The organism is Pseudomonas sp. 203-8 (assembly GCF_020708595.1).
Lineage (GTDB): Bacteria > Pseudomonadota > Gammaproteobacteria > Pseudomonadales > Pseudomonadaceae > Pseudomonas > Pseudomonas aeruginosa.
Window position 1 is genome coordinate 130,713 of record NZ_JAJFDF010000002.1, and the last position, 24,131, is coordinate 154,843.

Annotated in this window: 23 protein-coding genes; 7 read left to right on the forward strand and 16 right to left on the reverse strand. The window is 67.7% G+C overall.

The features are described from left to right. Positions 1 to 269: 269 nt before the first annotated feature. The 6 genes from tsiT to LJF27_RS04120 all read right to left on the reverse strand — a co-directional run bounded on the left by tsiT (position 270) and on the right by LJF27_RS04120 (position 4,989). On the reverse strand, positions 270 to 989 hold the full coding sequence (gene tsiT / locus LJF27_RS04095; protein ID WP_003453896.1) for a type VI secretion system immunity protein TsiT: 720 nt from the start codon (positions 987 to 989) through the stop codon (positions 270 to 272). After that, positions 986 to 1,729 carry a type VI secretion system effector protein TseT gene (gene tseT, locus LJF27_RS04100; RefSeq protein ID WP_023117156.1) on the reverse strand — a complete coding sequence of 248 codons (744 nt, stop codon included), beginning with the start codon at positions 1,727 to 1,729 and terminating at the stop codon, positions 986 to 988. Before tseT ends, tsiT begins: the two co-directional genes overlap by 4 nt. After that, positions 1,726 to 2,109, reverse strand: a complete 384-nt coding sequence (locus LJF27_RS04105; RefSeq protein ID WP_003104238.1) for a hypothetical protein — start codon at positions 2,107 to 2,109, stop codon at positions 1,726 to 1,728. The genes tseT and LJF27_RS04105 overlap by 4 nt, the downstream gene beginning before the upstream one ends. Then, the gene (locus tag LJF27_RS04110) at positions 2,102 to 2,629 is read right to left on the reverse strand and encodes a DUF4123 domain-containing protein (protein WP_003104236.1); all 528 of its coding nucleotides are present in this window, start codon (positions 2,627 to 2,629) and stop codon (positions 2,102 to 2,104) included. Before LJF27_RS04110 ends, LJF27_RS04105 begins: the two co-directional genes overlap by 8 nt. Beyond that, entirely contained in the window at positions 2,626 to 3,021 is a 396-nt protein-coding gene (locus LJF27_RS04115; RefSeq protein ID WP_003104235.1) for a PAAR domain-containing protein, read from the reverse strand. The genes LJF27_RS04110 and LJF27_RS04115 overlap by 4 nt, the downstream gene beginning before the upstream one ends. 384 nt (positions 3,022 to 3,405) lie before the next feature. Then, the gene (locus tag LJF27_RS04120) at positions 3,406 to 4,989 is read right to left on the reverse strand and encodes a peptide chain release factor 3 (RefSeq protein WP_003093004.1); all 1,584 of its coding nucleotides are present in this window, start codon (positions 4,987 to 4,989) and stop codon (positions 3,406 to 3,408) included. A 220-nt stretch (positions 4,990 to 5,209) separates the two neighbouring features. Here LJF27_RS04120 and ivy point away from each other — a divergent pair, with 220 nt between their 5' ends. Beyond that, positions 5,210 to 5,671, forward strand: a complete 462-nt coding sequence (ivy, locus tag LJF27_RS04125) for a lysozyme inhibitor Ivy (RefSeq protein WP_003093002.1) — start codon at positions 5,210 to 5,212, stop codon at positions 5,669 to 5,671. Between the two features lie 95 nt (positions 5,672 to 5,766). On the opposite strand, the gene fecA is transcribed toward ivy, so the two are convergent. The 4 genes from fecA to mdrR1 form a co-directional block, all read right to left on the reverse strand. Continuing rightward, positions 5,767 to 8,121, reverse strand: a complete 2,355-nt coding sequence (gene fecA / locus LJF27_RS04130; RefSeq protein WP_012613633.1) for a TonB-dependent Fe(3+) dicitrate receptor FecA — start codon at positions 8,119 to 8,121, stop codon at positions 5,767 to 5,769. A gap of 94 nt (positions 8,122 to 8,215) precedes the next feature. After that, complete coding sequence (locus LJF27_RS04135; RefSeq protein WP_023117155.1) at positions 8,216 to 9,169, reverse strand: FecR domain-containing protein; 954 nt, start codon at positions 9,167 to 9,169, stop codon at positions 8,216 to 8,218. Continuing rightward, on the reverse strand, positions 9,166 to 9,675 hold the full coding sequence (locus tag LJF27_RS04140) for a sigma-70 family RNA polymerase sigma factor (RefSeq protein ID WP_003092999.1): 510 nt from the start codon (positions 9,673 to 9,675) through the stop codon (positions 9,166 to 9,168). Before LJF27_RS04140 ends, LJF27_RS04135 begins: the two co-directional genes overlap by 4 nt. 100 nt (positions 9,676 to 9,775) lie before the next feature. After that, positions 9,776 to 10,657, reverse strand: a complete 882-nt coding sequence (mdrR1, locus tag LJF27_RS04145; protein WP_031643266.1) for a transcriptional regulator MdrR1 — start codon at positions 10,655 to 10,657, stop codon at positions 9,776 to 9,778. 125 nt (positions 10,658 to 10,782) lie between these two features. Between mdrR1 and LJF27_RS04150 the strand changes: the two genes are divergently transcribed. Beyond that, entirely contained in the window at positions 10,783 to 11,685 is a 903-nt protein-coding gene (locus LJF27_RS04150) for a DMT family transporter (protein WP_003092997.1), read from the forward strand. Between the two features lie 17 nt (positions 11,686 to 11,702). On the opposite strand, the gene LJF27_RS04155 is transcribed toward LJF27_RS04150, so the two are convergent. Next, positions 11,703 to 12,680, reverse strand: a complete 978-nt coding sequence (locus tag LJF27_RS04155; RefSeq protein ID WP_003119251.1) for a 2-hydroxyacid dehydrogenase — start codon at positions 12,678 to 12,680, stop codon at positions 11,703 to 11,705. Between the two features lie 94 nt (positions 12,681 to 12,774). Beyond that, on the reverse strand, positions 12,775 to 13,728 hold the full coding sequence (locus LJF27_RS04160; RefSeq protein WP_003092994.1) for a LysR family transcriptional regulator: 954 nt from the start codon (positions 13,726 to 13,728) through the stop codon (positions 12,775 to 12,777). Between the two features lie 245 nt (positions 13,729 to 13,973). Between LJF27_RS04160 and LJF27_RS04165 the strand changes: the two genes are divergently transcribed. Genes LJF27_RS04165 through LJF27_RS04180 form a run of 4 tightly spaced genes read left to right on the forward strand, consistent with a single transcriptional unit; the run spans position 13,974 to position 18,791 of the window. Then, a complete protein-coding gene (locus tag LJF27_RS04165; protein WP_003143071.1) occupies positions 13,974 to 15,464 on the forward strand; it encodes an efflux transporter outer membrane subunit in 1,491 nt (496 codons plus the stop codon). Then, entirely contained in the window at positions 15,461 to 17,656 is a 2,196-nt protein-coding gene (locus LJF27_RS04170; protein WP_023117153.1) for an FUSC family protein, read from the forward strand. Before LJF27_RS04165 ends, LJF27_RS04170 begins: the two co-directional genes overlap by 4 nt. Continuing rightward, entirely contained in the window at positions 17,646 to 17,846 is a 201-nt protein-coding gene (locus LJF27_RS04175) for a DUF1656 domain-containing protein (RefSeq protein WP_003082823.1), read from the forward strand. Before LJF27_RS04170 ends, LJF27_RS04175 begins: the two co-directional genes overlap by 11 nt. 36 nt (positions 17,847 to 17,882) lie before the next feature. Beyond that, positions 17,883 to 18,791, forward strand: a complete 909-nt coding sequence (locus LJF27_RS04180) for an HlyD family secretion protein (RefSeq protein WP_003113767.1) — start codon at positions 17,883 to 17,885, stop codon at positions 18,789 to 18,791. Positions 18,792 to 18,918: 127 nt separating this feature from the next. Here the strand turns inward: LJF27_RS04180 and LJF27_RS04185 are convergent, their stop codons facing one another. The 4 genes from LJF27_RS04185 to LJF27_RS04200 are packed head-to-tail and all read right to left on the reverse strand — an operon-like array spanning position 18,919 to position 22,414. Continuing rightward, a complete protein-coding gene (locus tag LJF27_RS04185) occupies positions 18,919 to 20,082 on the reverse strand; it encodes a betaine/proline/choline family ABC transporter ATP-binding protein (protein ID WP_003113768.1) in 1,164 nt (387 codons plus the stop codon). A 12-nt stretch (positions 20,083 to 20,094) separates the two neighbouring features. Next, entirely contained in the window at positions 20,095 to 20,757 is a 663-nt protein-coding gene (locus LJF27_RS04190; protein WP_003119254.1) for an ABC transporter permease, read from the reverse strand. Next, a complete protein-coding gene (locus tag LJF27_RS04195) occupies positions 20,757 to 21,692 on the reverse strand; it encodes a glycine betaine ABC transporter substrate-binding protein (protein ID WP_003113769.1) in 936 nt (311 codons plus the stop codon). Before LJF27_RS04195 ends, LJF27_RS04190 begins: the two co-directional genes overlap by 1 nt. Continuing rightward, positions 21,692 to 22,414 (reverse strand): ABC transporter permease, encoded by a 723-nt coding sequence (locus LJF27_RS04200; RefSeq protein WP_003092982.1) that lies wholly within the window; start codon positions 22,412 to 22,414, stop codon positions 21,692 to 21,694. Before LJF27_RS04200 ends, LJF27_RS04195 begins: the two co-directional genes overlap by 1 nt. Positions 22,415 to 22,856: 442 nt before the next feature. On the opposite strand from LJF27_RS04200, the gene LJF27_RS04205 reads away from it, so the two are divergent. Then, positions 22,857 to 24,131 carry a cation:proton antiporter gene (locus tag LJF27_RS04205; protein WP_003105667.1) on the forward strand — a complete coding sequence of 425 codons (1,275 nt, stop codon included), beginning with the start codon at positions 22,857 to 22,859 and terminating at the stop codon, positions 24,129 to 24,131.

Below are 24,131 nucleotides of genomic sequence, written 5' to 3' on the forward strand. Positions count from 1 at the left end.
GGTGGCCTTCCAGTGTGGCACGTGGGCCTGGTGGGGCGAATAACCGCTTGCGGCTATCCGCCGTTGCGGCGGGATATCGGCGGATAACGCCGGTGGCGTATTCGTCCCACGGAACGGAGGTCACTCCAGGGTGGCCTTGCTGCGTGGCACGTGGGCCTGGTAGGGCGAATAACCGCCTGCGGTTATCCGCCGTTGCGGCGGGAGGTCGGGGATAACGCCGGTGGCGTATTCGCCCCACGGAACGGAGGCCCCACCAGGTTCGTACGTCGTCAGCCGCGCAGCGGCGGCAGGTAGCCCAGTTCCATCAGCTTGATGTCCGCTTCGCCGACGCACTCGAAATGTTCGCGACGGGTTTCGTCCATCGGTTCGCGGCCGTTCAGCAGCAGGGTGCCACGGCCGGGAATGTCGACCAGCTCCGTAGCCGCCGGGAAGTCCGTGGCCCTTAGCGGATGCGGGCAGAAGCCGATCCAGCCGATGCTGCGGCGGTCCGGGAAGGTCCGCTGGTGTATGAAGTACGCATGCGGAGCGAGCATGCCCCAGGTCGTTTCGGGCCAGATTTCCAGCGCCGCGAGGAAGATCGCGACGAAGGAGGACGCCGGTGCGTCGAACACCTGCAGCAGGCTGCCGGCATCTTCCAACTGGAGCCTGGACGAGACGGCCCTGCCGCTGGCCTCGTAGTCCAGCGACAACCCGCCCTTGAGCGGATCCTCCTCGCCGTTCCATAGCACCAGTTCCACCGCCCGGGTGCGTCGGTCACGCGACAGGGCCTTGGCGAGATCCTGGCGGTGCTCGGTGACGTTGTGGCTGAGGGCATCGCGCAGGGAGTCGCCGCACAGGTACCAGTTCTCCAGCACCGGATGGAGGGGCGCGAGGGCATCGAGGAAGCGTTCTATCCGTTGCAGGTGCTGGTCGTCGTCCAGTTCGAGGAGCCGTGCCGGATCGAAGTACAGCTCGAATATGTAGCGCCTGAAAGCCTTGGCGTCCGTCATGCGCAATACCCCGGGTTCTCTTCGCAAAACCTTTTCATCTCTTCCTGTTCCTTCGCGCGGGTTTCCTGGTAGTCGTCGTGCTCGTCCGTTCCCGGCATCGGATTCCAGAATGCCTTCAGGTTGGCCAGTCCCATGCGCAGGTACTCCGCGGCGCAGTACTCGTAGACGATCCGCTGCAGGAAGTGCCATTCGACGAACACCGGCGGGGTCGGTCGGGCCTTGTCGCTGTGGACCTCGGCCTTCTGCAGCAGGTCCGACCTCACCTTGGCCCGTGCCCAGGGCCTGGGCACGCCGAGCAGCGGGACGAACAGGAAGGCGTAGTTGGCCTTCGCCTCCAGCAGGGTGCAGCGCGGCTCGTCGAAGCCGTCCCACCAGGTGCCGCTCCAGAACCATTCGTGGGGAAACGGGAAATTGGTCACCCACTGCTGGTAGCGCGCGGACAGGTCCGACATGCTGTGGCCCTTGCCGTTATTGGCGATGGCCATTTCGCCCCGGGACGGCGGGCACTCCACGCAGTCCTTGTCGCGGCCCTGGCTCTTGCTGCAATCGCGCTCGGCTTCCCGGGTCCGGTCGCGGCTCAGCGTGCCGGTCTCGGTCCTGGGCAGGGTCTGCGGAACCGGCATCGGACGCGGTACCGGCCTGGGCATCGGCAAGTGCGGCCGGGGCGGCGCGGGTAGTTCGAAGGGCAGCCGCGGACCCATGCGGGGCAGCGGTCGGAAAAGCGCGCCTATGCCGCTCATGCCGGTCTCCCCGAGGTTTCGTACGCGCGCCATTTCTGGCTGGCCAGGCGAAACTCGACGATCCGTTCGTAGTCCTGGAAGCGTTGTTCCGGGCTGTCCGCCAGCGGCCGGCGCATGTGTGCGAGAAACGCCGGCGTGTCCTGGAAAGCGGGGAAGGCCAGGCCGTGCAGAAGAAAGCGTTCGATCGTCCCGGGCTCTTCGATACCCAGTTCCAGCGCCGTCGCGCGCAGCTCGCCGAGTTGCCGGATGGCGGGCAGCAGGCCGCGTCGTTCGAGCCAGGCGGGAGCCTCCCGGCGTACCTCCAGCAGGACCCGCTCGATGACTTCGTCGTCGCGGACCCGCTGCAGGCGATCCAGTTGGCCGGCATCCAGTTCAAGCATCGGCGGTCCGCTCCGTTTCCCGGTCATAGACGAGGTAGCCGCCCTGCAGGGGCTGCCAGACCTGCCAACGCTCCAGCGGCGCCATCACTTGCGTCCATTGCCGCGCGGTCATGACCTGTTCCAGCGCCCGGCGCACTTCCGGGCTGTAGTAGCGCAACAGCGCCCGGCGGCCGTCGGGCATGCGGGTGAAGAGCAGCCCGGCGAAGTGTTTCGCGAGGTTTTCGAAGGACGCCCGGCTCCACAGCCAGGAGGCCATGGGCGAGCGGCGGTCCCAGTCGCGCAGCCAGCCGAGGAACTCGCCCGATGACGAAAGCGGGGCGCTGTCCATGAATTCGATCAGGACCGGCCCGGCATGGGCGATTTCGTCCAGCTCGCTCCCGGCCAGCAGCCAGCGCGAGCGGATTTCCCCCGCGGCCTTTTCCAGGCGGGTGTCCAGGGTCAGGTAGCGGGCGCCGTCCGCCAGGGCGAACAGGCGGCTGTCCGGCGTAGGCGCCGCGAGCGCCGGCTGGAGCCGGCTCACGGTGCGCCGCCGAGGCTTTCCAGGGGCACCAGGGCCTGGTTGCGGCGTGCCGCCAGCAGCAGGCATTGCAGGCACAGCTTCGGTGGGGCGAGGGCGAGAGCGGGTGCGCCGCCGCCGCTGTTGCCGATCAGCACCGTGCCCGCCCCGCCGACCACCAGGTTGCCGTGGGTGCCGACGCTACCTACCACGGTGGCGGGCTTGCCGTTGATCAGTACGTTGGCGATGACGTTGGCGCTGAGGGTGGCGCCGCAGGCGGTGGCGTCGCCCTGGCGGGCAGCGGACAGATGGTCGAAGAAGACGTCGGGCGAGCCGCCGACGATCGGGTTGCTGCCGTGGCCCGGCAGCGGACACGCGGTCGGATCGCCCAGGCGCGCAGCGGGTTTGCCGCTCATGCTCAAGTCCCTATGAGATAAACCCTGGCACTCTGCCGTGCCACTCGGGGGCGGACAACCTATCTGAACTGCTCAGGAGGCACCTTCGGAAACGGCTTGGGCAACCGCGTCCTTGCCTGGTTGCGCTTGAAGGGATTTCCTACCTGGAAGTCTCGTCACCCGCCTGCGAAAGGCGCAGGCGTACGGAGCGATGGCGCGATGGGGAGGGGAGCCTGGGAGGAGGGAAGGAGGCGTTTCGCGCAGCGTCGCGTTCGCTTTGCCTGCGCAGGGACTGTCCGCCGATATCGCGCTGGAGCGACGGATAGCCGCGATAGGGTTATCCGCCCTGCGCCGAGACCGCCGGGGGAGGAGCCAGGGAGGCTGTCCCTGGCTCCTCCCGTGCGATCAGTGATGCTCGCGCGTCGCGCGGAAGCGGATGTCCGGCCAGCGTTCTTCCATCAGGCTGAGGTTGACGCGGGTCGGCGCCAGGTAGGTGAGGTGCCCGCCGCCGTCCACGGAGAGGTTCTCGAAGGCCTTGTCCTTGAACTCCTTGAGCTTCTTCTCGTCGTCGCACTCGATCCAGCGTGCCGACCAGACGTTGATCGCCTCGTAGGCGCACTCGACCTTGTATTCCTCCTTCAGGCGGCTGGCGACCACGTCGAACTGCAGCACGCCCACCGCACCGAGGATGATGTCGTTGTTGCGCTCGGGGAAGAACACCTGGGTCGCACCTTCCTCGGCCAGTTCCTGCAGGCCCTGGCGCAACTGCTTGGATTTCAGCGGGTCTTTCAGGCGCACGCGGCGGAACAGTTCCGGGGCGAAGTGCGGGATGCCGGTGAAACCGAAGTTCTCGCCTTCGCTGAAGGTGTCGCCGATCTGGATGGTGCCGTGGTTGTGCAGGCCGATGATGTCGCCGGCATAGGCCTCTTCCAGTTGCTCGCGCTCGGAGGAGAAGAAGGTCAGCGCGTCGGCGATCTTCACGTCCTTGCCCAGGCGCACGTGGCGCATCTTCATGCCTTTCTCGTACTTGCCCGAGCAGATGCGCATGAAGGCGATGCGGTCGCGGTGCTTGGGATCCATGTTCGCCTGGATCTTGAACACGAAGCCGGAAAACTTCTCCTCGGTCGGCTCCACGCTGCGTTCGTGGGTGGCGCGCGACAGCGGCTGCGGCGCCCAGTCGACGATGCAGTCGAGGACCTGGTCGACGCCGAAGTTGCCCAGCGCGGTGCCGAAGAACACCGGGGTCATCTCGCCCTTGAGGAAGGCGTCCTTGTCGAATTCGTGGCAGGCGCCTTGCACCAGCTCCAGCTCCTCGACGAAATTGTCGTAGAGATCGCCGAGGTGGGCGCGGGCTTCGTCGGAGTCGAGCTTTTCGATGACCTTGGTCTCGATGCGCTCGTGGCCGTGGCCCGGGACGTAGACGATGATCCTGTCGTCGGCCAGGTGGTAGACGCCCTTGAAGTCCTTGTAGCAGCCGATCGGCCAGGTGATCGGCGCGGCCTTGATCTTCAGCACCGCCTCGATCTCGTCGAGCAGCTCGATGGGGTCGCGGATGTCGCGGTCGAGCTTGTTGATGAAGCTGACGATGGGCGTGTCGCGCAGCCGGCAGACTTCCATCAGGGCGATGGTCCGCGGTTCGACGCCCTTGCCGCCGTCGAGCACCATCAGCGCCGAGTCCACCGCGGTCAGGGTGCGGTAGGTGTCTTCGGAGAAGTCTTCGTGGCCGGGGGTGTCGAGCAGGTTGATCATGTGCTCGCGGTAGGGGAACTGCATCACCGAGGTGGTGATGGAGATGCCGCGCTGCTTTTCCATCTCCATCCAGTCGGACGTGGCGTGGCGGTCGGACTTGCGCGACTTCACGGTACCGGCGACGGCGATCGCCTTGCCCATCAGCAGGAGCTTCTCGGTGATGGTGGTCTTACCGGCGTCGGGGTGGGAAATGATCGCGAAGGTACGGCGCTTCGCGACTTCGGCGGCCTGAGTGGTCATGGATGCGTGCCTGCTGGAATCCGTTGGCGTGGGCGCGGGACGGCCCGGAAAAACGCGGGATTATAGCGGTAAAACGCGGCGCGTCGGGATGCCTGTCATCCGGCGATCGATGGAATTGCCGGTGGACAGCGAACTTGTCGCAGTCGTGCCGTTCCAAGCAGCCAGCGGCGGCCACCGCCGGATAGACTGCTTTCATTTCACCCGATCGAAGGAAATCACCATGAACGGAGTATCCAGACTGCTCTCCCTGGCGTTGCTGGGCGCGGCGCTGCACTGGGCGCCGGCCCAGGCCGAGGAGCAGCCGCGGCTGTTCGAACTGCTCGGCCAGCCCGGCTACAAGGCCACCTGGCACGCCATGTTCAAGGGCGAGAGCGACGTGCCGAAATGGGTTTCCGACGCCAGCGGCCCGAGTTCCCCGTCCACCAGCCTGAGCCTGGAGGGCCAGCCCTACGTCCTGGCCAACAGTTGCAAACCCCACGATTGCGGCAACAACCGCCTGCTGGTGGCGTTCCGCGGCGACAAGAGTGCCGCCTACGGGCTGCAGGTGAGCCTGCCGGACGAGCCCGCCGAAGTCATGCAGACGCCGAGCAAGTACGCCACCTATCGCTGGTACGGCGAACCCTCCAGGCAGGTCCGCGAGCTGCTGATGAAACAGTTGGAGAGCGATCCGAACTGGAAGTGACGCCGGGCCTGAGGGTAACCAGGCCCGGCGGCGGGGAGGGCGGATGATCGCTGGCGATCGTCCGCCGTTGCGCCATGCGCTCCCGCGGTCTTTCTTCAGAAACCGACCGAGGCCTGTACGTACAGGGTGCGCGGCTGGCCGACGTAGAGGCCCTTGTTGTTGTCGTCGAACGAGCGGGTGTAGTAGCGGCGATCGAACAGGTTCTTCACCCCCAGGCCGAGCTTGAGGTCGTTCAGTTGCGGGCCGAAGTCGTAGGTGCCGCGCGCGCTCCAGACCATCCAGCCGGCGATCCGCCCGGTGCTGCCGTCGGCGCTTTCGCTCTCGGTGTTGGCGTTGTCGGCGTACTGGCTGGTCTGGAAGCTGCCGTCGAGGTTGTAGCTCCAGGCGCCGGTGCGGTAGTTGGCGCCAAGGGTGCCCTTGTGCTTCGAGGAGAACGGCACCTGGTTGCCCTTGTTCGGCCCGTCTTCGCGAATGCTCGCGTCGACGTAGGCGTAGCTGGCATAGACGTCGAAGCCGGAGAGCAGCGGGTCGAGGTCGGCCAGGTCGTAGGCGATCGCCGCCTCGATGCCCTTGTGCCGGGTCTTGCCGCGGGCGGTCACGCTGTCGGTCTGCTGGTTGCTCTCGTACTGGTTGTCGAAGTTGATCAGGAAGGCGCCCAGTTCGGCGCGCAGGATGCCGTCGTCGTAGCGGCTGCCGAGTTCCCAGGTGCGGGCCTTCTCCGGCTCGATGTCGCCGCTGCGCACCGCCTTGCCCATCTGGCTGTACTGCACGGTGCCGAACGAGCCCTCGGTGTTGGCGTAGAGGTTCCAGCTCGGCGTGAGGTGGTAGATCACGTTGAGCGCCGGCAGCGAGGCGTTGTAGCGGCCGCTGTCCTTGCTGTTCTTCAGCAGGTTCTTCTGTTCGGAATCGATCTTCTCGTAGCGGATGCCGGGGGTGATGGTCCAGTTGCCGATGTCGATGCGATCGTCGATGTAGAACGCGTTGGCTTCGGTGCTGCCGCGGGTGTCGCGGTCGTTGCGGCTGCCGGTGCTGGGTAGCTGGCCGCTGTCGGCGCGGGTCCAGTAGCGCAGCTCGTGGCTGGCTTCGTTGACGTAGCGGTGGCCGATGCCCACTTCGTGGCGACTTTCGCCCAGCTCGAAGCCCTGGCTGAAGCGGGTTTCCAGGCCTCGCACCCAGTATTCGCGCGGCGACAGGGTGAGGTTGCGGCCCTGGTCGAGGTAGCCGCTGCGCAGGGTCTTGGTGAAGAAGCCGGTGACGTTGAGCTTCTGGCTGGCGTTGGGGGTGTATTCGTAGCTGGCGCTGGCCAGGGTACGGCGGCCCCAGAACTTGTCGTAGGGACGGGTCGACTGGTACGGGTCGTCGCGGTAGGCCGCGGTGCCGAGGCCGCCGGGCATGTCGGCCTCGCCGTCGTAGTACTGGGTCATCGCCGAAAACGCGTGTTCGTCGCTGGGCTGGAAGCGGCCCTTGAGGATCAGGTCGTCGATCCGCGTATCGCTGTGCTCGCGCCAATCGCCGCCGCGGGTGCCGGAGTAGAGCAGGGCGCCGCCGAGGCCGTTGGCGCCGGTGCCGCCGATCAGCACGTTGTGGGTGGTCTTCAGGCCGTCCTGGCTGGAGCTGGGGCTGAGTTCGCTGTGCACGTCGAGCTTGGTGGCGAAGTCCTCGGGGATCGCCCGGGTCACGAAGTTGACGATGCCGCCGACGTTCTGCGGCCCGTAGCGCACCGCGCCGCCGCCGCGGACCACGTCCACCGCGTCCATGTTGCCGATGGACACCGGCGCCAGCGACAACTGTGGCTGGCCGTAGGGGGCGAAGGGCACCGGGATGCCGTCCATCAGCACCGTCGAGCGCGACGCCAGGCGCGGGTTGAGGCCGCGAATGCCGAAGTTCAATGCCAGGTCGTGGCTGCCGGTGCCGTTGTTGAGCGGCGCGCTGACCCCGGGAATGCGCTCCAGCACTTCGCGGGTGCTGGCCGCGCCTTGGGCCTGGAACTGCTCGCGGCGGACCACGTCGCGCGCACCGGGATGCTCGAAGACGTCGGCGGCGCTGGCGTCGGCCAGCCAGTCGCCGACCACGGTGAGCGCCTGCAGGTTGGCCGGGTCTTCCACCGGCAGCGCTTCCAGGGTGTAGGCGCCGTCGCCGCGGGCGCGCGCCTCCAGGCCGGAGCCGGCGAGCAGGGCGGCCAGGGCTTCCTCCAGGGTGTACTCGCCGTCCAGCGCCTGGCTGCGTCGCGCGGCGGTCTGTTCCGGGCTGAAGGCGATCAGCACGCCGGCCTGGCGGCCTAGGTGGTTCAACGCCTGCTCCAGTGGCTCGGCAGGCAGGCGGTAGTACTGGCGGGCATCGGTGCGGATCTCGGCGGCGCAGGCGCTGCCGGCGGAAACCAGGACGGGACCGCCGAGGCAGGCGAGGAGCAGGGCGCGGCTGAGCGGCGACAGGGCGCGTGACGGGGACATGAGGGACACTCCAGTGGATCTTTCGAGGTTGGCTTTCCTCCTCTGTCACGCGAGGTGGGGAAAAAGGCTCAGGTGCGCGGAAATATCTTTCCGCTCATTCGCGCGGGTGCACGCCGACCCAGTAGCGGGTGACGCGCCGTACCTCCACAGGTAGCACCGCCGGCAGGGTGGCGAGGATCCGCTCGCTATCGTCCAGCGGATAGCTGCCGGAAATCCGCAGGCCGCCGATGCGCGGGTCGCAGCCCAGCCGGCCGGGGCGGTAGCGCGCGACTTCGGCGAGGAATTCGTCCAGGCGCATGCCGGCGGCCACCAGCATGCCGTCGGTCCAGGCGCCGCTGCCGACCGGCAGCGGCTGCGGAGCGCCGAGTCGCTCGCGGTCGAAGTCCAGTTGCCGGCCGCTGGGCAACAGCAGGCCCTGGCCGGCGCGGTTCTCCACCTGTACCGCGCCTTCGTGGACGGCGACGCGGGTGCGTCCGGCGAACTGGCGCACGTCGAACCGGGTGCCCACCGGTCGCAGCCGGCCTTCCGCGCTGTACACGTGCAGCGGGCGCGGGTCGTGGCCGGTGCTGAGCTGGATTTCCCCGCGCAGCAGGAGCAGGCGCCGTTCGCCGGCATCGAAGCGGACATCCACCGCCGTGTCGCTGTTCAGCTCGAGGCGACTGCCGTCGGCCAGGGCCAGGCGCCGGCGTTCGCCGACGCCGGTGGCATAGTCGGCGCTCCAGCGCTGCAGGCTGCCGCTCTCGCGCAGGCCCCAGGCGCTGCCGCCGGCGGCCAGGACCAGCAGCAGGGTCTTCAGCGCGCGCCGGCGTTGCGGCGAATGCGGTGCGTTGATGGCGGCCAGGGCCAGTGGCGTGCCTATCCCGGCCAGGCGCTGGTTGACCGCCTCGATGTGGCGCCAGGCCTGCTCGTGTTCCGGGGCCGCCTGGCGCCAGCACTGCCAGGCCTGGCGCAGGCGTTCGTCGTCGGCGCCGCCCTGCAGCTCGACCAGCCAGCGCACGGCCTGTTCGGCCACCTGCGGCGGCACCTTGGGCGCGGCGGGCAGGCTCATGGCAGCTCGGCGAAGTAGCAGCGTTGCGCAGCCTTGAGCATGTAGCGCTTGACGCTGCTCAGGGAGATGCCCAGCTGCGTGGCGATCTCGGCGTAGCCCAGGCCGTCGAGTTGGGCCAGCAGGAAGGTCTCCTTGGCCAGCGGCGGCAGACCGTCGAGCAGACGGTCCAGCTCGACCAGGGTCTCCAGGACGATGGCGCGGGTCTCTTCGCTGGGGACTTCCCGCTCGGGCAGGCTGGCCAGGGCTTCCAGGTAGGCGCGCTCGACGTCCTGGCGGCGGTAGTGGTTGCACAGCACGCGGCGGGCGATGGTGGTGAGGAAGGCGCGCGGTTCGTCGATGCGCGCGGCTTGGCGCGAAACCAGGACCTTGACGAAGGTGTCCTGGGCCAGGTCGGCGGCGTTCTGCGGGCAGCCGAGGCGGCGCCGCAGCCAGCCCGTGAGCCAGTGGTGGTGGTCGCTGTAGAGGGTATGCAACGCGGCCGCATGGGCGAGGTCGGCGCTCGACACCTGGACATTCCCGGAGCAGAAGGATTAACGAATGATAATAGTTATCATTTTATGCTGCGGGAATGCCTGCCTACAACCGCAGGCTGTCGGCGCCTGGCTTTCAGGAGGCTTTCAGGGCGGCGCGGTACTGCCCCGGGGTGGCGCCATGGGCTTCGCGGAAGCGCCGGTTGAAATGGCTCGGACTGGCGAAGCCGCAGGCCAGCGAGACCTCCTGGAGCGGCTGCGCGGAGTACGCCAGCAGGTCGCGGGCCCGCGCCAGGCGTCGTTCCAGCACGTAGCGGTGCGGCGGCAGGCCGAAGGATACGCGGAACATGCGCGCGAAGTGGTACTCGGAGAGCGCCGCCAGCTCCGCCAGCGACCCCAGTTCCAGCGGGTGCTCCAGGTGGCTTTCGATGTAGTCGGCCAGGCGCCGCCGCACGTGCGCGGCCAGCCCGCCCTGCCAGCGTACGTCGGTACGCCTGCCGCACCCGGTGAGCAGCAGGTGGTCCACCGCCTGGTGGGCGAGGCTGGTGCATAGCAGGCGCTCGCCGGGTTCGTTCCAGTCCTGTCGTTCCAGGGTCCGGCACAGGGCGGCCAGCGGCTCGTCCTGGATGTAGGTGCGCTCCTCCAGTTGCAGGCTGCGTGGTTCGCAATCGAGGGTGCGTACCGCCGCGCCGGCCAGGCGTTCCGGGCTGATGTACAGGTGCATGAAGCCCAGGCCGCGTGTCACCGCCCAGTCGGAGTGGTGTTCGGCCGGCATCACGCAAAAGCGGTCGGGGCCGCCATAGAGCCCGGGACGATCGCGGCGGAAGGTCTGCCAGCCGCCCTGCAGGTAGAGCGACAGGGTGTGATGGCCGGGGTCGCTGTAGCCGAGGATCTCCGCTTCGTCGCGGTACCAATGGGCGAGCGCCAGGCCGTCGCTGAGCGTGCTGCTGCGCAGCAGGCGCGCATTGGAGGTCCGGTCGAGGGTGCGGAATACCTGGAAATCACTGGGTTGGTGCATGCCGGCCATGCTACCCGCGCCCGGACGCTGCCGCGAGAGGCGGCGGATGAAAAGCGCAAGAATGGACAATGGTCGCGCCCGGCCTCGCCCGCAGACTGACGGCATCCTGTCGTTGCGGAGTCGCCATGAATCTTTCGCTGTACCTGCTCACCGTGCTCATCTGGGGCACCACCTGGATCGCCATCAAGCTGCAGATGGGCCCGGTGGCGATCACCCTGTCGATCGCCTACCGCTTCGCCCTGGCGGCGCTGGTGCTGTTCGCCGTGCTGCTGCTCGGCCGCCGCCTGCAAAGGCTGGACGCACGGGGCCAACGCCTGTGCATGGCCCAGGGCGTATGCCTGTTCTGCCTGAATTTCATCTGCTTCTATACCGCCAGCCAGTGGATTCCCAGCGGCCTGGTGGCCGTGGTGTTCTCCACCGCCACCCTGTGGAATGCGCTGAACGCCCGCCTGTGGTTCGGCCAGCGCATCGCGTCGAACGTGATGGCCGGTGGCGGTCTCGGCCTGCTCGGACTGGGGCTGCTGTTCTGGCCGGAATTGGTGGGTCACCAGGCCACCCCGGAAACCTTCTACGGCCTCGGCCTGGCCCTGCTAGGCACGCTGTGCTTCTCCACCGGCAACATGCTTTCCAGCCTGCAACAGAAGGCCGGCATCCGCCCGCTCACCGGCAATGCCTGGAGCATGCTCTACGGCACCCTGATCCTCCTGGCGCTGTGCCTGTTCCAGGGCGTGCCGCTGAATTTCGACTGGAGCGCGCGCTACGTCGGCTCGCTGCTGTACCTGGCGATCCCCGGCTCGGTGATCGGCTTCACCGCCTACCTGACCCTGGTCGGGCGCATGGGCCCGGATCGCGCCGCCTACTGCACCGTGCTGTTCCCGGTGGTGGCGCTGAACATCTCGGCCTTCGCCGAGGGCTACCGCTGGACCGCACCGGCGCTGGCCGGGCTGGTCCTGGTGATGCTCGGCAACGTCTTGGTGTTCCGCAAGCCGAAGGCGCCGGCGCTGGCCGGGCCGGCGCGCTCGACCTAGCGGAGAGGGAGGCGCGCTCAGCCGCGTCGCCACACCTGTGGATTGACCAGGTCCAAAGGCCGCTCGCCGCGCAGGGCCGCCTCGAAGTTCTGCAGCGCCCGCTCGGCCATGGCCCGGCGGGTCTCGTGGGTGGCCGAGCCGATGTGCGGCAGGGTCACCACGTTGTCCAGGGCGAACAGCGGCGATTCGGCCAGCGGTTCCTTCTCGTAGACATCCAGGCCGGCGCCGAGGATGCGCTTCTCCCGCAGGGCGGCGACCAGCGCGGCCTCGTCGACCACCTGGCCGCGGGCGACGTTGACCAGGATCGCCGAGGGTTTCATCAGGCCCAGTTCGCGCGCACCGATCAACTGCCGGGTCTGCGCTCCCAGCGGCACCACCACGCAGACGAAGTCGGCCTCGCCGAGCAGTTCGTCGAAGCCGAGGAAGCGCGCGCCGAGTTCCTGTTCCAGTTCCGGCTTGCGGTTGTTGCCGTGGTAGAGCACCTGCATGCCGAAGCCGAAACGGCCGCGCCGGGCGATGGCCGCGCCGATCCGGCCGAGGCCGAGGATGCCGAGTTTCTTGCCATGCACGTCGGTGCCGAACTGCGGGGCGTCGACGGTGCGCTTCCAGTTCCCGGCCTTGACCCAGGCGTCCAGCTCGGCGACCCGTCGCGCGGCGCTGATCAGCAGGGCGAAGCCGAGGTCGGCGGTGGTCTCGGTGAGGACGTCGGGCGTGTTGGTGAGAGCGATGCCGCGGCGGTTCAGGTAGTCCAGGTCATAGTTGTCGTAGCCGACCGAGACGCTGGAGATGACTTCCAGCTGCATCGCCTGTTCCAGTTGCCTGGCGCCGAGCGGCCGGCCGACGCCGATCATGCCGTGGGTATCGGGCAGGGCGGCGGCGTACTGGGCGTCGATGTCGCCCTGTTTCGGTTCGAGCACGCGGACGTTGAACTGGCATTGCAGGCGTTCGAGATGCTCGGGGGCGAGGCGACTGAAGACGAAGACGTTCTTTTTCATGACGGGACTCTGCAAGCGGGAGCGAAAGCGCCGACCATACCACCGCCATCGAAGCGGCGGGCAGGGGCCCGCCACTGGGCGGGCGATTATCGGCTCAGGAGGGTCTTCCGAGTTCCAGGCCCAGCTCCACCAGCGCCGCTTCGTCGCGCTGGAGCAGGCCGGGCAGGCTTTCCTTGAGGTATTCCACCCAGGTCTTGATCTTCGCGTCGAGATACTGCCGCGAAGGGTACAGCGCATAGACGTTGAGCTGTTGCAGGCGGTGTTGCGGCAGGACCCGCACCAGGGTGCCCTTGCCCAGGTCCTCGATGGCCGAATACACCGGCAGGATACCGATGCCCAGCCCGGAGCGGATCGCCTCGGTCATGGCGTCGCCGACATTGACCTGGAACGGCGAGGCGCCGATGGAGACCATTTCCTGGCCGTTGGGACCGTCGAACAGCCAGCGATCCAGCGGCACCACCGGGCTGACCAGGCGCAGGCAGTCGTGGCTGGCCAGCTCCGAAGGCTCGCTCGGCGTGCCGTTCAGGCGCAGGTACTCCGGCGAGGCGCAAAGAATGCTGTAGGTCTCGCCGATGCGCTGGGAAATGAAGCCGGAATCGGGCAGCTCGGAGGCCACCACGATGGCCACGTCGAAGCCCTCGTCGAGCAGGTCCGGCACGCGGTTGGCCATGGTCAGATCGAAGGTCACGTCGCGGTACTGCTGGCGGTAGCCGGCGATGGCACGGATCACGTAGTGCTGGCCGATGCCGGTCATCGAATGCAGCTTCAGCTTGCCGGCGGGACGGGCATGGGCATCGCTGGCTTCGGCCTCGGCTTCCTCGACGTAGGCGAGGATCTGCTCGCAGCGCAGCAGGTAGCGCTGACCGGCCTCGGTGAGGGCGATGCGACGAGTGGTACGGTTGAGCAGGCGGGTGCGCAGGTGCGTCTCGAGGTTGGCCACCGCCCGCGAAACATAGGCGGTGGTGGTGTTGAGCTGCTGGGACGCCGCGGTGAAGCTTCCGGTTTCCGCCACGCAGACGAAGGCTCGCATGTTTTGCAGGGTGTCCATCGACGGGGCCTCCTAGGCACGCGCAGAAGTGTGTCAGATTGTTGCGAGGGCGGATTATTTCACATTACGCAATAAACAATCGCACTTGAGCCAGCTTATCAGCAGCCGCCAGCCTCTTAAAATTCATCGGCCCCCGAGCGCACGAACGCTCGAGCGGGTTGAACGGCGCCCGTACCGTTCAAATTCCGTGCTTCGCCCCTCCAGGATCAGACAACGTGCCGCGTGCTCTCAGGAAGGAACTGACCTTGGTCGGCTCCTTCGTCGGTTTTCTCGTCGTTTTCTCCGCAATATCCGGTTGTGTCAGTACAGGCGATATCGCCCCCGAGGCCGCCACGCTCGACGCCAACGCCCTGGCCACCGACCATGCGATCCAGGCTGCCGCCCGCGAGGCCGGCTGGCCGCAGGCGCAGTGGTGGAAGGTGTATGCCGATCCGCAGCTGGACGCCTGGATCGAGAAGGCGCTGGACGGCAATCCAGGCCTGGCGGTAGCCCATGCGCGGGTACGCCAGGCGAAGTCCATGGCCGGGCTGGTGGAGTCCATCGAGTCGCCGCAGATCGAGGGCAAGGGCTCGCTGGTCCGCCACCGCTGGCCGGACGACTATTTCTACGGCCCCGGCGACCTGGCGCGGACCACTTCCTGGAACAACTCCACCGAGATCGGCCTGAACTACAAGCTCGATCTCTGGGGGCGCGACCGCAGCGACAGCGAGCGCGCCGTCGACCTGGCCCACATGGCCGCCGCCGAGGCGCGCCAGGCGCAGCTCGAGCTGGAGGGCAACATCGTCCGCGCCTACGTCCAGCTCTCGTTGCAGTACGCCGAGATGGACATCGCCAAGGCCATGCTGCAACAGCAGCGCGACATCCTCGCCCTGGCCCAGCGTCGCCTGCGCGGCGGCATCGGCACGCATTTCGAGGTCAGCCAGGCGGAAGTGCCGCTGCCCGAGACCGAGCGCCGCATCGAGGTGATCGACGAAGAAATCCAGCTCACCCGCAACCTGCTCGCCGCCCTGGCCGGCAAGGGCCCGGGCGAAGGCCGCACGATCCGCCGGCCAAGCCTGAACCTGGCGGCGCAGCCGAGCCTGCCCAGCGCCTTGCCGGCCGAACTGCTCGGTCGCCGCCCGGATGTGGTCGCCCGCCGCTGGCAGGTCGCCGCCCTGGCCAAGGGCGTGGACGTGGCGCGCGCCGACTTCTACCCCAACGTCGACCTGATGGCCTCGGTCGGCTTCAGTGCCGTCGGCGGCGGCATGCTGGAGTTCTTCCGCAGCGCCAAGTACACCTACAGCGCCGGCCCGGCGGTGACCCTGCCGATCTTCGACGGCGGCCGCCTGCGTTCGCAGTTGGGCGAGGCGGCGGCCGGCTACGACGCGGCGGTGGAGCAATACAACCAAACCCTGGTGGATGCGCTGAAGAACATTTCCGACCAGTTGATCCGCCTGCATTCGGTGGACATCCAGAAGGACTTCGCCGCGCAATCGGTGGCTTCCGCGCAGAAGACCTACGATATCGCCACCCTGGCCTACCAGCGCGGCCTCACCGATTACCTCAACGTGCTCAACGCGCAGACCCGGCTGTTCCAGCAGCAACTGGTCCAGGAGCAGGTGCAGGCCGCCCGGCTGGCCGCCCATGCCAGCCTGCTCACCGCCCTCGGCGGCGGCGTCGGGGCCGGCGCCGATACGCCGGTGCAGCGGAAGCTGGCGCCGGAGAACGTCCCGGTCAGAGCGGTGTCTTCGCGATGAGCGGCCGCTCCGCTGGTTTCGCCCTGCCCAGCCGCGACGAGTGGCGGCGCGCGCTGGCCGAGTGGGCGCGCAGCGACGGGGCGACCTGGATCTACGTGTTCAAGGTGCTCTGCGCGGCCTTCCTGACCCTCTGGCTGGCGATGCGCCTGGAATTGCCGCAGCCGAGCACGGCGACCATCACCGTGTTCATCGTCATGCAGCCGCAGAGCGGCCAGGTGTTCGCCAAGAGCTTCTACCGCATCCTCGGCACCCTGGTCGGCCTCAGCGTGATGGTCACCCTGATCGCCCTGTTCGCCCAGGAGCGAGTGCTGTTCCTGCTCAGCTCGGCGATCTGGATCGGCCTCTGCACCGCCGGGGCCGCCCGCTACCGTGACTTCCGCTCCTACGCCTGCGTGCTCGCCGGCTACACCGCGACGCTGATCGGCATCCCCGCCACCAGCCATCCGGAAGGCGCCTTCATGCAGGCGATCTGGCGGGTCCTGGAAATCAGCCTGGCGATCCTCTGCTCGGGGGTGGTCAGCGCGGTGATCATGCCGCAGACCACCAGCGCGGCGATGCGCAATGCGCTGTACGTGCGCTTCGGCCTGTTCGCCGCGTTCGTCCTCGACAGCCTGCGCGGGGTCGGCGGGCGCGAGCGCTTCGAAAGCAGCAACGTGGCCTTCGCCGCCCAGGCGGTGGGCCTGGAGACGATGCGCGCGGCGAGCGCCTTCGAGGATCCGCACATGCGCCTGCGCAATGGCCGGCTGATTCGCCTGAGCAGCGAGTTCATGGCCATGAATACCCGTTTCCACGCCCTCCACCAGTTGCTCGAACGCTTGCGCGCGCAGGGCTCCACCCAGGTGCTGGATGCGTTCGAGCCGTGCCTGGAGGAAATCACCGGGCTGCTCGAGGAGATCCGTGGCCGCGCCGTCACCGACCATGACGCCGAGCGCTTCGCCCAGCGCCTCGCCGACTGCCGCGAACGCCTGATGGCGCGTATCCGCCAGGCGCGCGGCGAGCTGCTGGCGCGGGAGCCGGGCGAAGAGGCGCGGCTGGACTTCAATACCGCCGCCGAGCTGCTCTACCGTTTCGCCGAGGAAATGCACGACTACGCCCTGACCCATGCCTCGCTGGCCGCCCACCGCCACGAGCGCGAGCAGTGGAAGGACGCCTTCACCGCCAAGGCCAACGCGGTGGCGGCGGCAGTGGCGGGGATGCGCACCGGGTTGATGATCCTGCTGTTCGGCTGTTTCTGGATCTACAGCACCTGGCCCAGCGGCGGCACCTTCGCCCTCAACGCGGTGGCGGTCTCGGCGCTGGCCTCGGCGGCGCCGAACCCGAAGAAGGTCGCCATGCAGATGGCCATCGGCACCATGGCGGCGGCGCTGCTCGGCTTCAGCGAGATGTTCTTCGTCTACCCGCATATCGACGGTTTCCCGCTGCTATGCCTGGTACTGGCGCCGGTGTTCGCCCTCGGCGCGTTCATCTCCTCGCGGCCGCAGTGGGCCGGCTACGGTCTCGGCCTGCTGGTGTTCTTCTGCTTCGGTTCGGTGCCGGCGAACCTGTCCGTCTACGACCCGGCCCACGTGATCAACGAGTACATCGCCCTGATCCTCTCGATGCTGCTCTCGGCCGCGGCCGCCGCGGTCATTCTGCCGCCCAACAGCGCCTGGCTGTGGAAGCGCCTCGAGCGCGACCTGCGGATGCGCGTGGTGTTCGCCATCAGCGGCAGGAGCAGGGGGCTTGGCTCGGCCTTCGAAAGCGGTACCCGCGACCTGCTGAACCAGGCCTATGGCGTCGCCGCCGGGCGCCCGGACGTGCAGCGCGGGCTGCTGCGCTGGATGTTCCTGGTGCTCGAGGTCGGCCACGCGATCATCGAGCTGCGTCGCGAGCAGGAGCGCCTGCCGGACGAACCCTGCTACGCCGAGGCCATGCCCTGGCGCCAGGCGATCCGCGCCATGGGGCGGGCCCTGATCCGGCTGTTCGTGCGCCCCGGTGCGGAGAACCTGGAGCGCGCCCTGGCGGCTGTCGACCAGGCCATCCACGCGGCCAGGAACACCGACGAACCCTGCGCGCCGCACTTCGACAGCTCGCCGCTACGGCGGGTGCGCAGCTACCTGCACTTCATCCGTTCTTCCCTGCTCGCGCCGACCTCGCCACTGACCGAACTGGCCGGCCGGACGAGCGGCCAAGGTACCGTCCATGCCTCGTGAAATCGCCATCCATGGGGTCTACATGCCGACCCTGACGCTGTTGTTCGTGATCGCCGCGGCGCTCACCTGGGGGCTCGACCGGATCTTCGCCTCGGTTGGCCTGTATCGCTTCACCTGGCACCCGGCGCTGTTCCGGGTCAGCCTGTTCGCCTGCCTGTACGGCGGCCTGTCCCTGACCATCTACCGCTGAGGCGGTAGCGCACCTCTTCGTTATCGTGAGCCGACCATGACCTTGAAATCCGTAATCAGCCTGCTGGCGACCCTGCTGATCCTGCTGGTCGCCGTATTCATCGGGCGGACCCTGTGGGTCAACTACATGGACACCCCCTGGACCCGTGACGGTCGCGTGCGCGCCGACGTGATCAATGTCGCCGCCGACGTTTCCGGGATCGTCGTCGACGTCCCGGTGCGCGACAACCAGTTGGTGAAGAAAGGCGACCTGCTGATGCAGATCGACCCCGACCACTACCGTATTGCGGTGAAGCAGGCCGAGTCGCTGGTTGCCTCGCGCAAGGCGACCCTGGAGATGCGCCAGTTGAACGCCCGGCGGCGCGCGGAAATGGATGAGATGGTGGTCTCCCGCGAAAGCCGCGACGACGCCCACAACACCGCCGCCGCGGCGATGGCCGACTACGAGCAGGCCAAGGCCCAGCTCGACGCCGCGCGCCTGAACCTGGAGCGCACCCGGGTGGTGGCGCAGGTCGACGGCTACGTCACCAACCTCAACGTGCACCGTGGCGACTACGCGCGGGTCGGCGAGGCGAAGATGGCGGTGATCGACAAGAACTCCTACTGGGTCTACGGCTACTTCGAGGAAACCAAGCTGCCGTACATCCGCGAAGGCGACCCGGTGGACATGCAGCTGATGAGCGGCGAACACCTCAAGGGCCACGTGGAAAGCATCGCCCGCGGCATCTACGACCGCGACAACCCGGAAAGCCGCGAGCTGACCGCCGACGTCAACCCCACTTTCAACTGGGTGCGCCTGGCCCAGCGCGTGCCGGTGCGGGTACACATCGACGAAGTGCCGGACGGCGTGCTGCTCTCGGCGGGGATCACCTGCACGGTGATCGTCAAGCCGCAAGGGCGCGACGACCAGGCCTCGGCGGCGCAGGCGCCGGGGCGGGCCGGTTGAGTGGAAGGGGCAGGGAGAAGCCCGGCGGATGCCGGGCTTTTTCGTTTCGGCGGGGCGGAAGAGGGCGCCACTCGCCAGGAATACGCTGCGGTTGGCGGCTGCCGGCGGTGAATATCCACCCGGCGGCCTAGGCTCCGACCTGTTCGGCCGGCGACACGATCAGGCCCTTGCCGCCGCGCGAGCGGCCGGAGCTGAGGTAGTCGGCGATGGATTCCTGGGTGACCTCGCCGAGGAACTGCTGGTCGGGGTCGAGCACCGGCAGCCAGGAGCTGTTGAACTCGTACATCCGCGACAACAGGATGCGCAGGTGCTCGTCGTGGCTGGCGGTGACCCGGAACGGGGTGACGAACGGCGCGCAGGTGCCCTCCTGGCGGCGCAGGTCCTTGCGTCGCACGTAGCCCAGGCCCTTGCCCTGGTCATCCACCACGATCAGGTAGCGCCGGTCGTTCTCGTCCATCAGTTCCAGCGCCTCGGCCACCGGGGTCTGCGGCCGGGCGGTGACCAGGCTGCTGTCGGCGGCGTCTTCGGCGCGCACCAGGAGCAGGCGCTTGAGCGTGCTGTCCTGGCCGGTGAAGGCGCTGACGAACTCGTCCGCCGGGTGCGCCAGCAGGGTGTCCGGGTGGTCGTACTGGAGCAGCCGGCCGCTCTTGAACACCGCCACCTTGTCACCCAGCTTGATGGCTTCGTCGATGTCGTGGCTGACCATGATCACGGTCATGCCGAGCTTGCGCTGCATTTCGAAGAACTCGTTCTGGATCGACTCGCGGTTGATCGGATCGACCGCGCCGAACGGCTCGTCCATCAGCAGCAGCGGCGCGTCCGCCGCCAGCGCGCGGATCACCCCGACGCGCTGCTGCTGGCCGCCGGAGAGTTCGCGCGGGTAGCGTTGCAGGTACTGCTTGGGCTCCAGCTTGACCATGCTCATCAGCTCGCGGGCCTTCTCCTTGCAGCGCGCCTTGTCCCAGCCGAGCAGGCGCGGCACGACCATGATGTTTTCCTCGATGGTCATGTTCGGGAACAGGCCGATCTGCTGGATTACGTAGCCGATGTGGCGGCGCAGGGTGACTTCGTCGAGGTCCGCGGTGTCCTGGCCGTCGATCAGCACGCGGCCGGAGGTCGGCGGGATGATCCGGTTGATCATCTTCAGGGTGGTGGTCTTGCCGCAGCCGGAGGGGCCGAGGAAGACGCAGATCTCGCCTTTCTCCACGGTCAGGCTGACGGAATCGACGGCGCGGAACTCCTTGCCGTTCTTCTGGGTGAAGGTCTTGCTGAGCTTGTCCAGTTCGATCATGTTCGGCTCCTGTCAGTGCGCGCTGGCGCGCAGTCCCTTGGGGGTGAGGATGCGTTGCAGCCATTGCAGCAGCAGGTCGGCGGCGATGGCCAGGAGGCTGACCAGTACCGCGCCGACCACCAGCATCGGCATGTTGCTCTGGCTGATGGAAGTGAGGATCAGCACGCCCAGGCCGCCGGCGCCGATCACCGCGGCGATGGTCATCACGCCGATGTTCATCACCACGGCGGTGCGTACGCCGGCGAGGATCACCGGCACCGCGAGGGGAATGTCGACCATCCGCAGGCGTTGCCAGAAGGTCATGCCGATGCCCTTGCCGGCCTCGCGGATGCCCGCTTCGACGCCGGTCAGGGCGAGGTAGGTGTTGCGCAGGATCGGCAGCAGCGAATAGAGGAACACCGCGGTGATCGCCGGCAGCGGCCCGAGGCCCTGGCCGAATACCGAGTAGACCGGCATCAGCAGGCCGAACAGGGCGATCGAGGGGATGGTCAGCATCACCGTGGCGGCGCCCTGCAACGGGCCGGCCAGCCACGTGAAGCGGGTCATCAGCACGCCCAGCGGCACGCCGACGAGGATCGCCAGGCCTACGGCGACCAGTACCAGCAGCAGGTGCTGGAGGGTGAGCTGGCCGACCTGGGACCAGTCGAGATGGGAAAGCACGCTGAAGAAGTCCATTACTGGCTACCTCCCTGGCCGGCCTGGCCGTCGTCGAGCAGGTGGTGTTCGCGGAGGAAGTCGGCGGCGACCTTCTGTGGCGTCTGCTGCTCGATATCGACCCGTGCGTTGAGCGCCTGCATGGTGGCGTCGTCGAGCCGCTCGATGATCGGATCGAACAGCGTGGCGAACTCCGGATGGCGCTGCATGACCTCCTTACGCACCACCGGGGCGGCGTTGTAGAAGGGGAAGTACTGCTTGTCGTCCTTCAGCACGCGCAGCTTGAAATCCTTCAGGCGGCCGTCGGTGGTGTAGACGAGGCCGAGGAACACCTGGCGGTTCTTCAGCGCGGTGTAGACCAGCCCGGCGTCCATCTGGCGGATGTCGTTGCGGGTGAAGTGCAGGCCGTACAGCTCGCTCATGGGGCCGAGGCCGTCGGGGCGGCCGGCGAACTCCGGGTCCATGGCGAACAGGTGGGTGCTCCCGGGCTCGGCCTCCTGCTGTTCGGCGAGCACCCGCGCGAGATCGCTGACGCTCTGGATGCCCAGGTGCTCGGCCTGTTCCTCGGGCATGGCCAGGGCATAGGTGTTGTTGAAGCGGGTCGGCTTCAGCCAGACCAGGCCCTGGGCTTCGTCGAGTTGCTTGACCCGGCGGTAGGAAGCCGCGGCGTCGAGCTTCTCGTCGATGTGGTTGTAGACGATCAGCGACGAGCCGGTGTACTCCCAGACGATATCCAGTTGGCCGCTTTCCTGGGCGGCGCGGGCCAGGGTGCTGCCCAGGCCGGTGGTGACCGTCACGTCGTAGCCGCGCTTCTGCAGGAACTGCGCGGTGATGGCGGTGAGGATGCGCTGCTCGGTGAAGGTCTTGCCGCCGATGCGCAGGGTTTCCGCCTGCGCCAGGCCGGCGGCGAACAGGCCGGCGCAGGCCAGGCAGAGTGAGCGGATCAGTCGGTTCATCAGGCCTCCTTGGCGGTCAGGCCGCGTTCCAGGAACATGCGGCTGAACAGCACCACCAGGGCGTCCAGCAGCAGGGCGAGGAGCGCCGTGCAGGCGGCGCCGAGCAGCAGTTGCTGGTGGTTGTTCAGGTAGATGCCGGGGAAGATCAGGCTGCCCAGGCTGTTGGCGCCGATCAGGAACGCCAGCGGCGCGGAGCCGACGTTCAGCGCCAGGGCCACGCGCACGCCGCCGACGATGATCGGCACCGCGTTCGGCAGTTCCACCCGCAGCAGCACCTGGTTGGGCGTCATGCCGATGCCGGTGGCGGCTTCCTTCAGCGCCGGCGAGACATTGCGCAGGCCCTCGTAGGTGTTGCGCACGATCGGCAGCAGCGAGGCGAGGAACAGGGCGAGGATTGCCGGGCCGTTGCCGATGCCGATGATCGCCAGGGCGATGGCCAGCACCGCCAGCGGCGGGATGGTGTTGCCGACGTTGAACACCTGCATCAGGCGTTCGGCCTGGGCCTGCATGCCGGGACGGCTGAGCAGGATGCCGGCCGGCACGCCGACCAGCAGGGCGGCCGCCATCGAACTGAAGACCAGCACCAGGTGGGCCTGCAAGTAGAACAGCAGGTCCTCGCGGTAGTGGAGGATGGTCGCGGGGGTGATCCAGTGGATCAGCAAGGCCAGTACGGCGGCTGCGGCGCAGAGGCCGAGCAGGGCCTTGCCACAGGTTTTCACCATGGTCGGGACTCCCTTCGGAATGAGCGTTGGCTACGCTGTCGGGCGCTTCGTCGAAGCGCGGAAACAGGCCGGAAATCAAAGGCTTCGGATGGGCACCGAATTCCCGACCCTGAAAGGGTTGACCGTTCGTCGTTCGCGGAGGTTCAACGAAACGGCCATGCTTGTGCCATGGCCGGGCCTGGGCAAGCGGCCGCAGCCGCCGTCTCGCCTGGGCTGGCGGCGAACGAAGAAATTTTCCCCGGGGAAGCGGTCGATAATGGCGCTGCCGCGTCGGCGGCGCGCCATGCACCGTATCGGTGCGCTGGACGTCCAGGGCTTTTCTGCGGTTATGATGCGGGTTCCGAAATTTTCTCGGGCTTTTCCAGACATTCGCACCCCACGGTTCACGGATCGGCCTTTTGGGGTAGGTGTTTTACCTTCTGCTAAGGGAGTACCCCGCGTCATGCTCGATCTCGTCGCGGCATTCATTGCCTTGACCACCTTGCTCACCTACGTGAACTACCGCTTCATCCGCCTGCCGCCGACCATCGGCGTGATGGCCACGGCGCTGGTGTTCTCGCTGATCGTCCAGGGGCTGTCGGAACTGGGCTATCCGATCCTCGAGGTGGAGATGCAGGAAATCATCCGCCGCATCGACTTCTCCGAAGTGCTGATGACCTGGTTCCTGCCCGCGCTGCTGTTCGCCGGCGCACTGCACGTCGACCTCTCCGACCTGCGCAGCTACAAGTGGCCGATCGGCCTGCTGGCCACCGCCGGGGTGCTGATCGCCACCTTCGTCATCGGTGGCCTGGCCTACTACACCTTCCCGCTGTTCGGCTGGCAGGTGGATTTCATCTACTGCCTGCTGTTCGGCGCGCTGATCTCGCCGACCGACCCCATTGCCGTGCTCGGCATCCTCAAGTCCGCCGGCGCGCCGAAACCGCTGGCGACCACCATCGTCGGCGAGTCGCTGTTCAACGACGGCACCGCGGTGGTGGTGTTCGCCATCATCCTCGGCATCCTCCAGCTCGGCGAGGCGCCCACGGTCAGCGCCACGGCGATCCTCTTCGTCCAGGAAGCCATCGGCGGCGTGGTCTTCGGTGCGGTGCTCGGCTACGGGGTGTTCGTGATGATGCGCGGCATCGACCAGTACCAGGTGGAGGTCATGCTGACCCTCGCCCTGGTCATCGGCGGTGCCGCGCTGGCCGCGCGCCTGCACGTATCGGCGCCGATCGCGATGGTGGTGGCCGGGCTGATCATCGGCAACCACGGACGCCACTACGCGATGTCGGACGAGACCCGGCGCTACGTGGACAAGTTCTGGGAACTGATCGACGAGATCCTCAACGCCCTGCTGTTCGCCCTGATCGGCCTGGAGCTGCTGCTGTTGCCGTTCTCCTGGCTGCACGTGGCGGCGGCCTTCGCCCTAGGCGGCGCGGTGCTGGTCTCGCGCCTGCTCACGGTGGGCCCGGCGATCCTGGTCCTGCGCCGTTTCCGTGGCGCCAACCGGCAGGTACCGGCGGGCACCATCCGCATCCTGGTCTGGGGTGGGCTGCGCGGCGGCGTCTCGGTGGCGCTGGCGCTGTCCCTGCCGTTGGGGCCGGAGCGCGACCTGATCCTCAGCCTGACCTACATCGTGGTGCTGGTATCGATCCTGCTCCAGGGGCTTTCCATCGGCCCGCTGGTGCGTCGTATCTACGCCGGCCAGCCGCTGGAGAAAAGCGAGGGGGCGCACTGA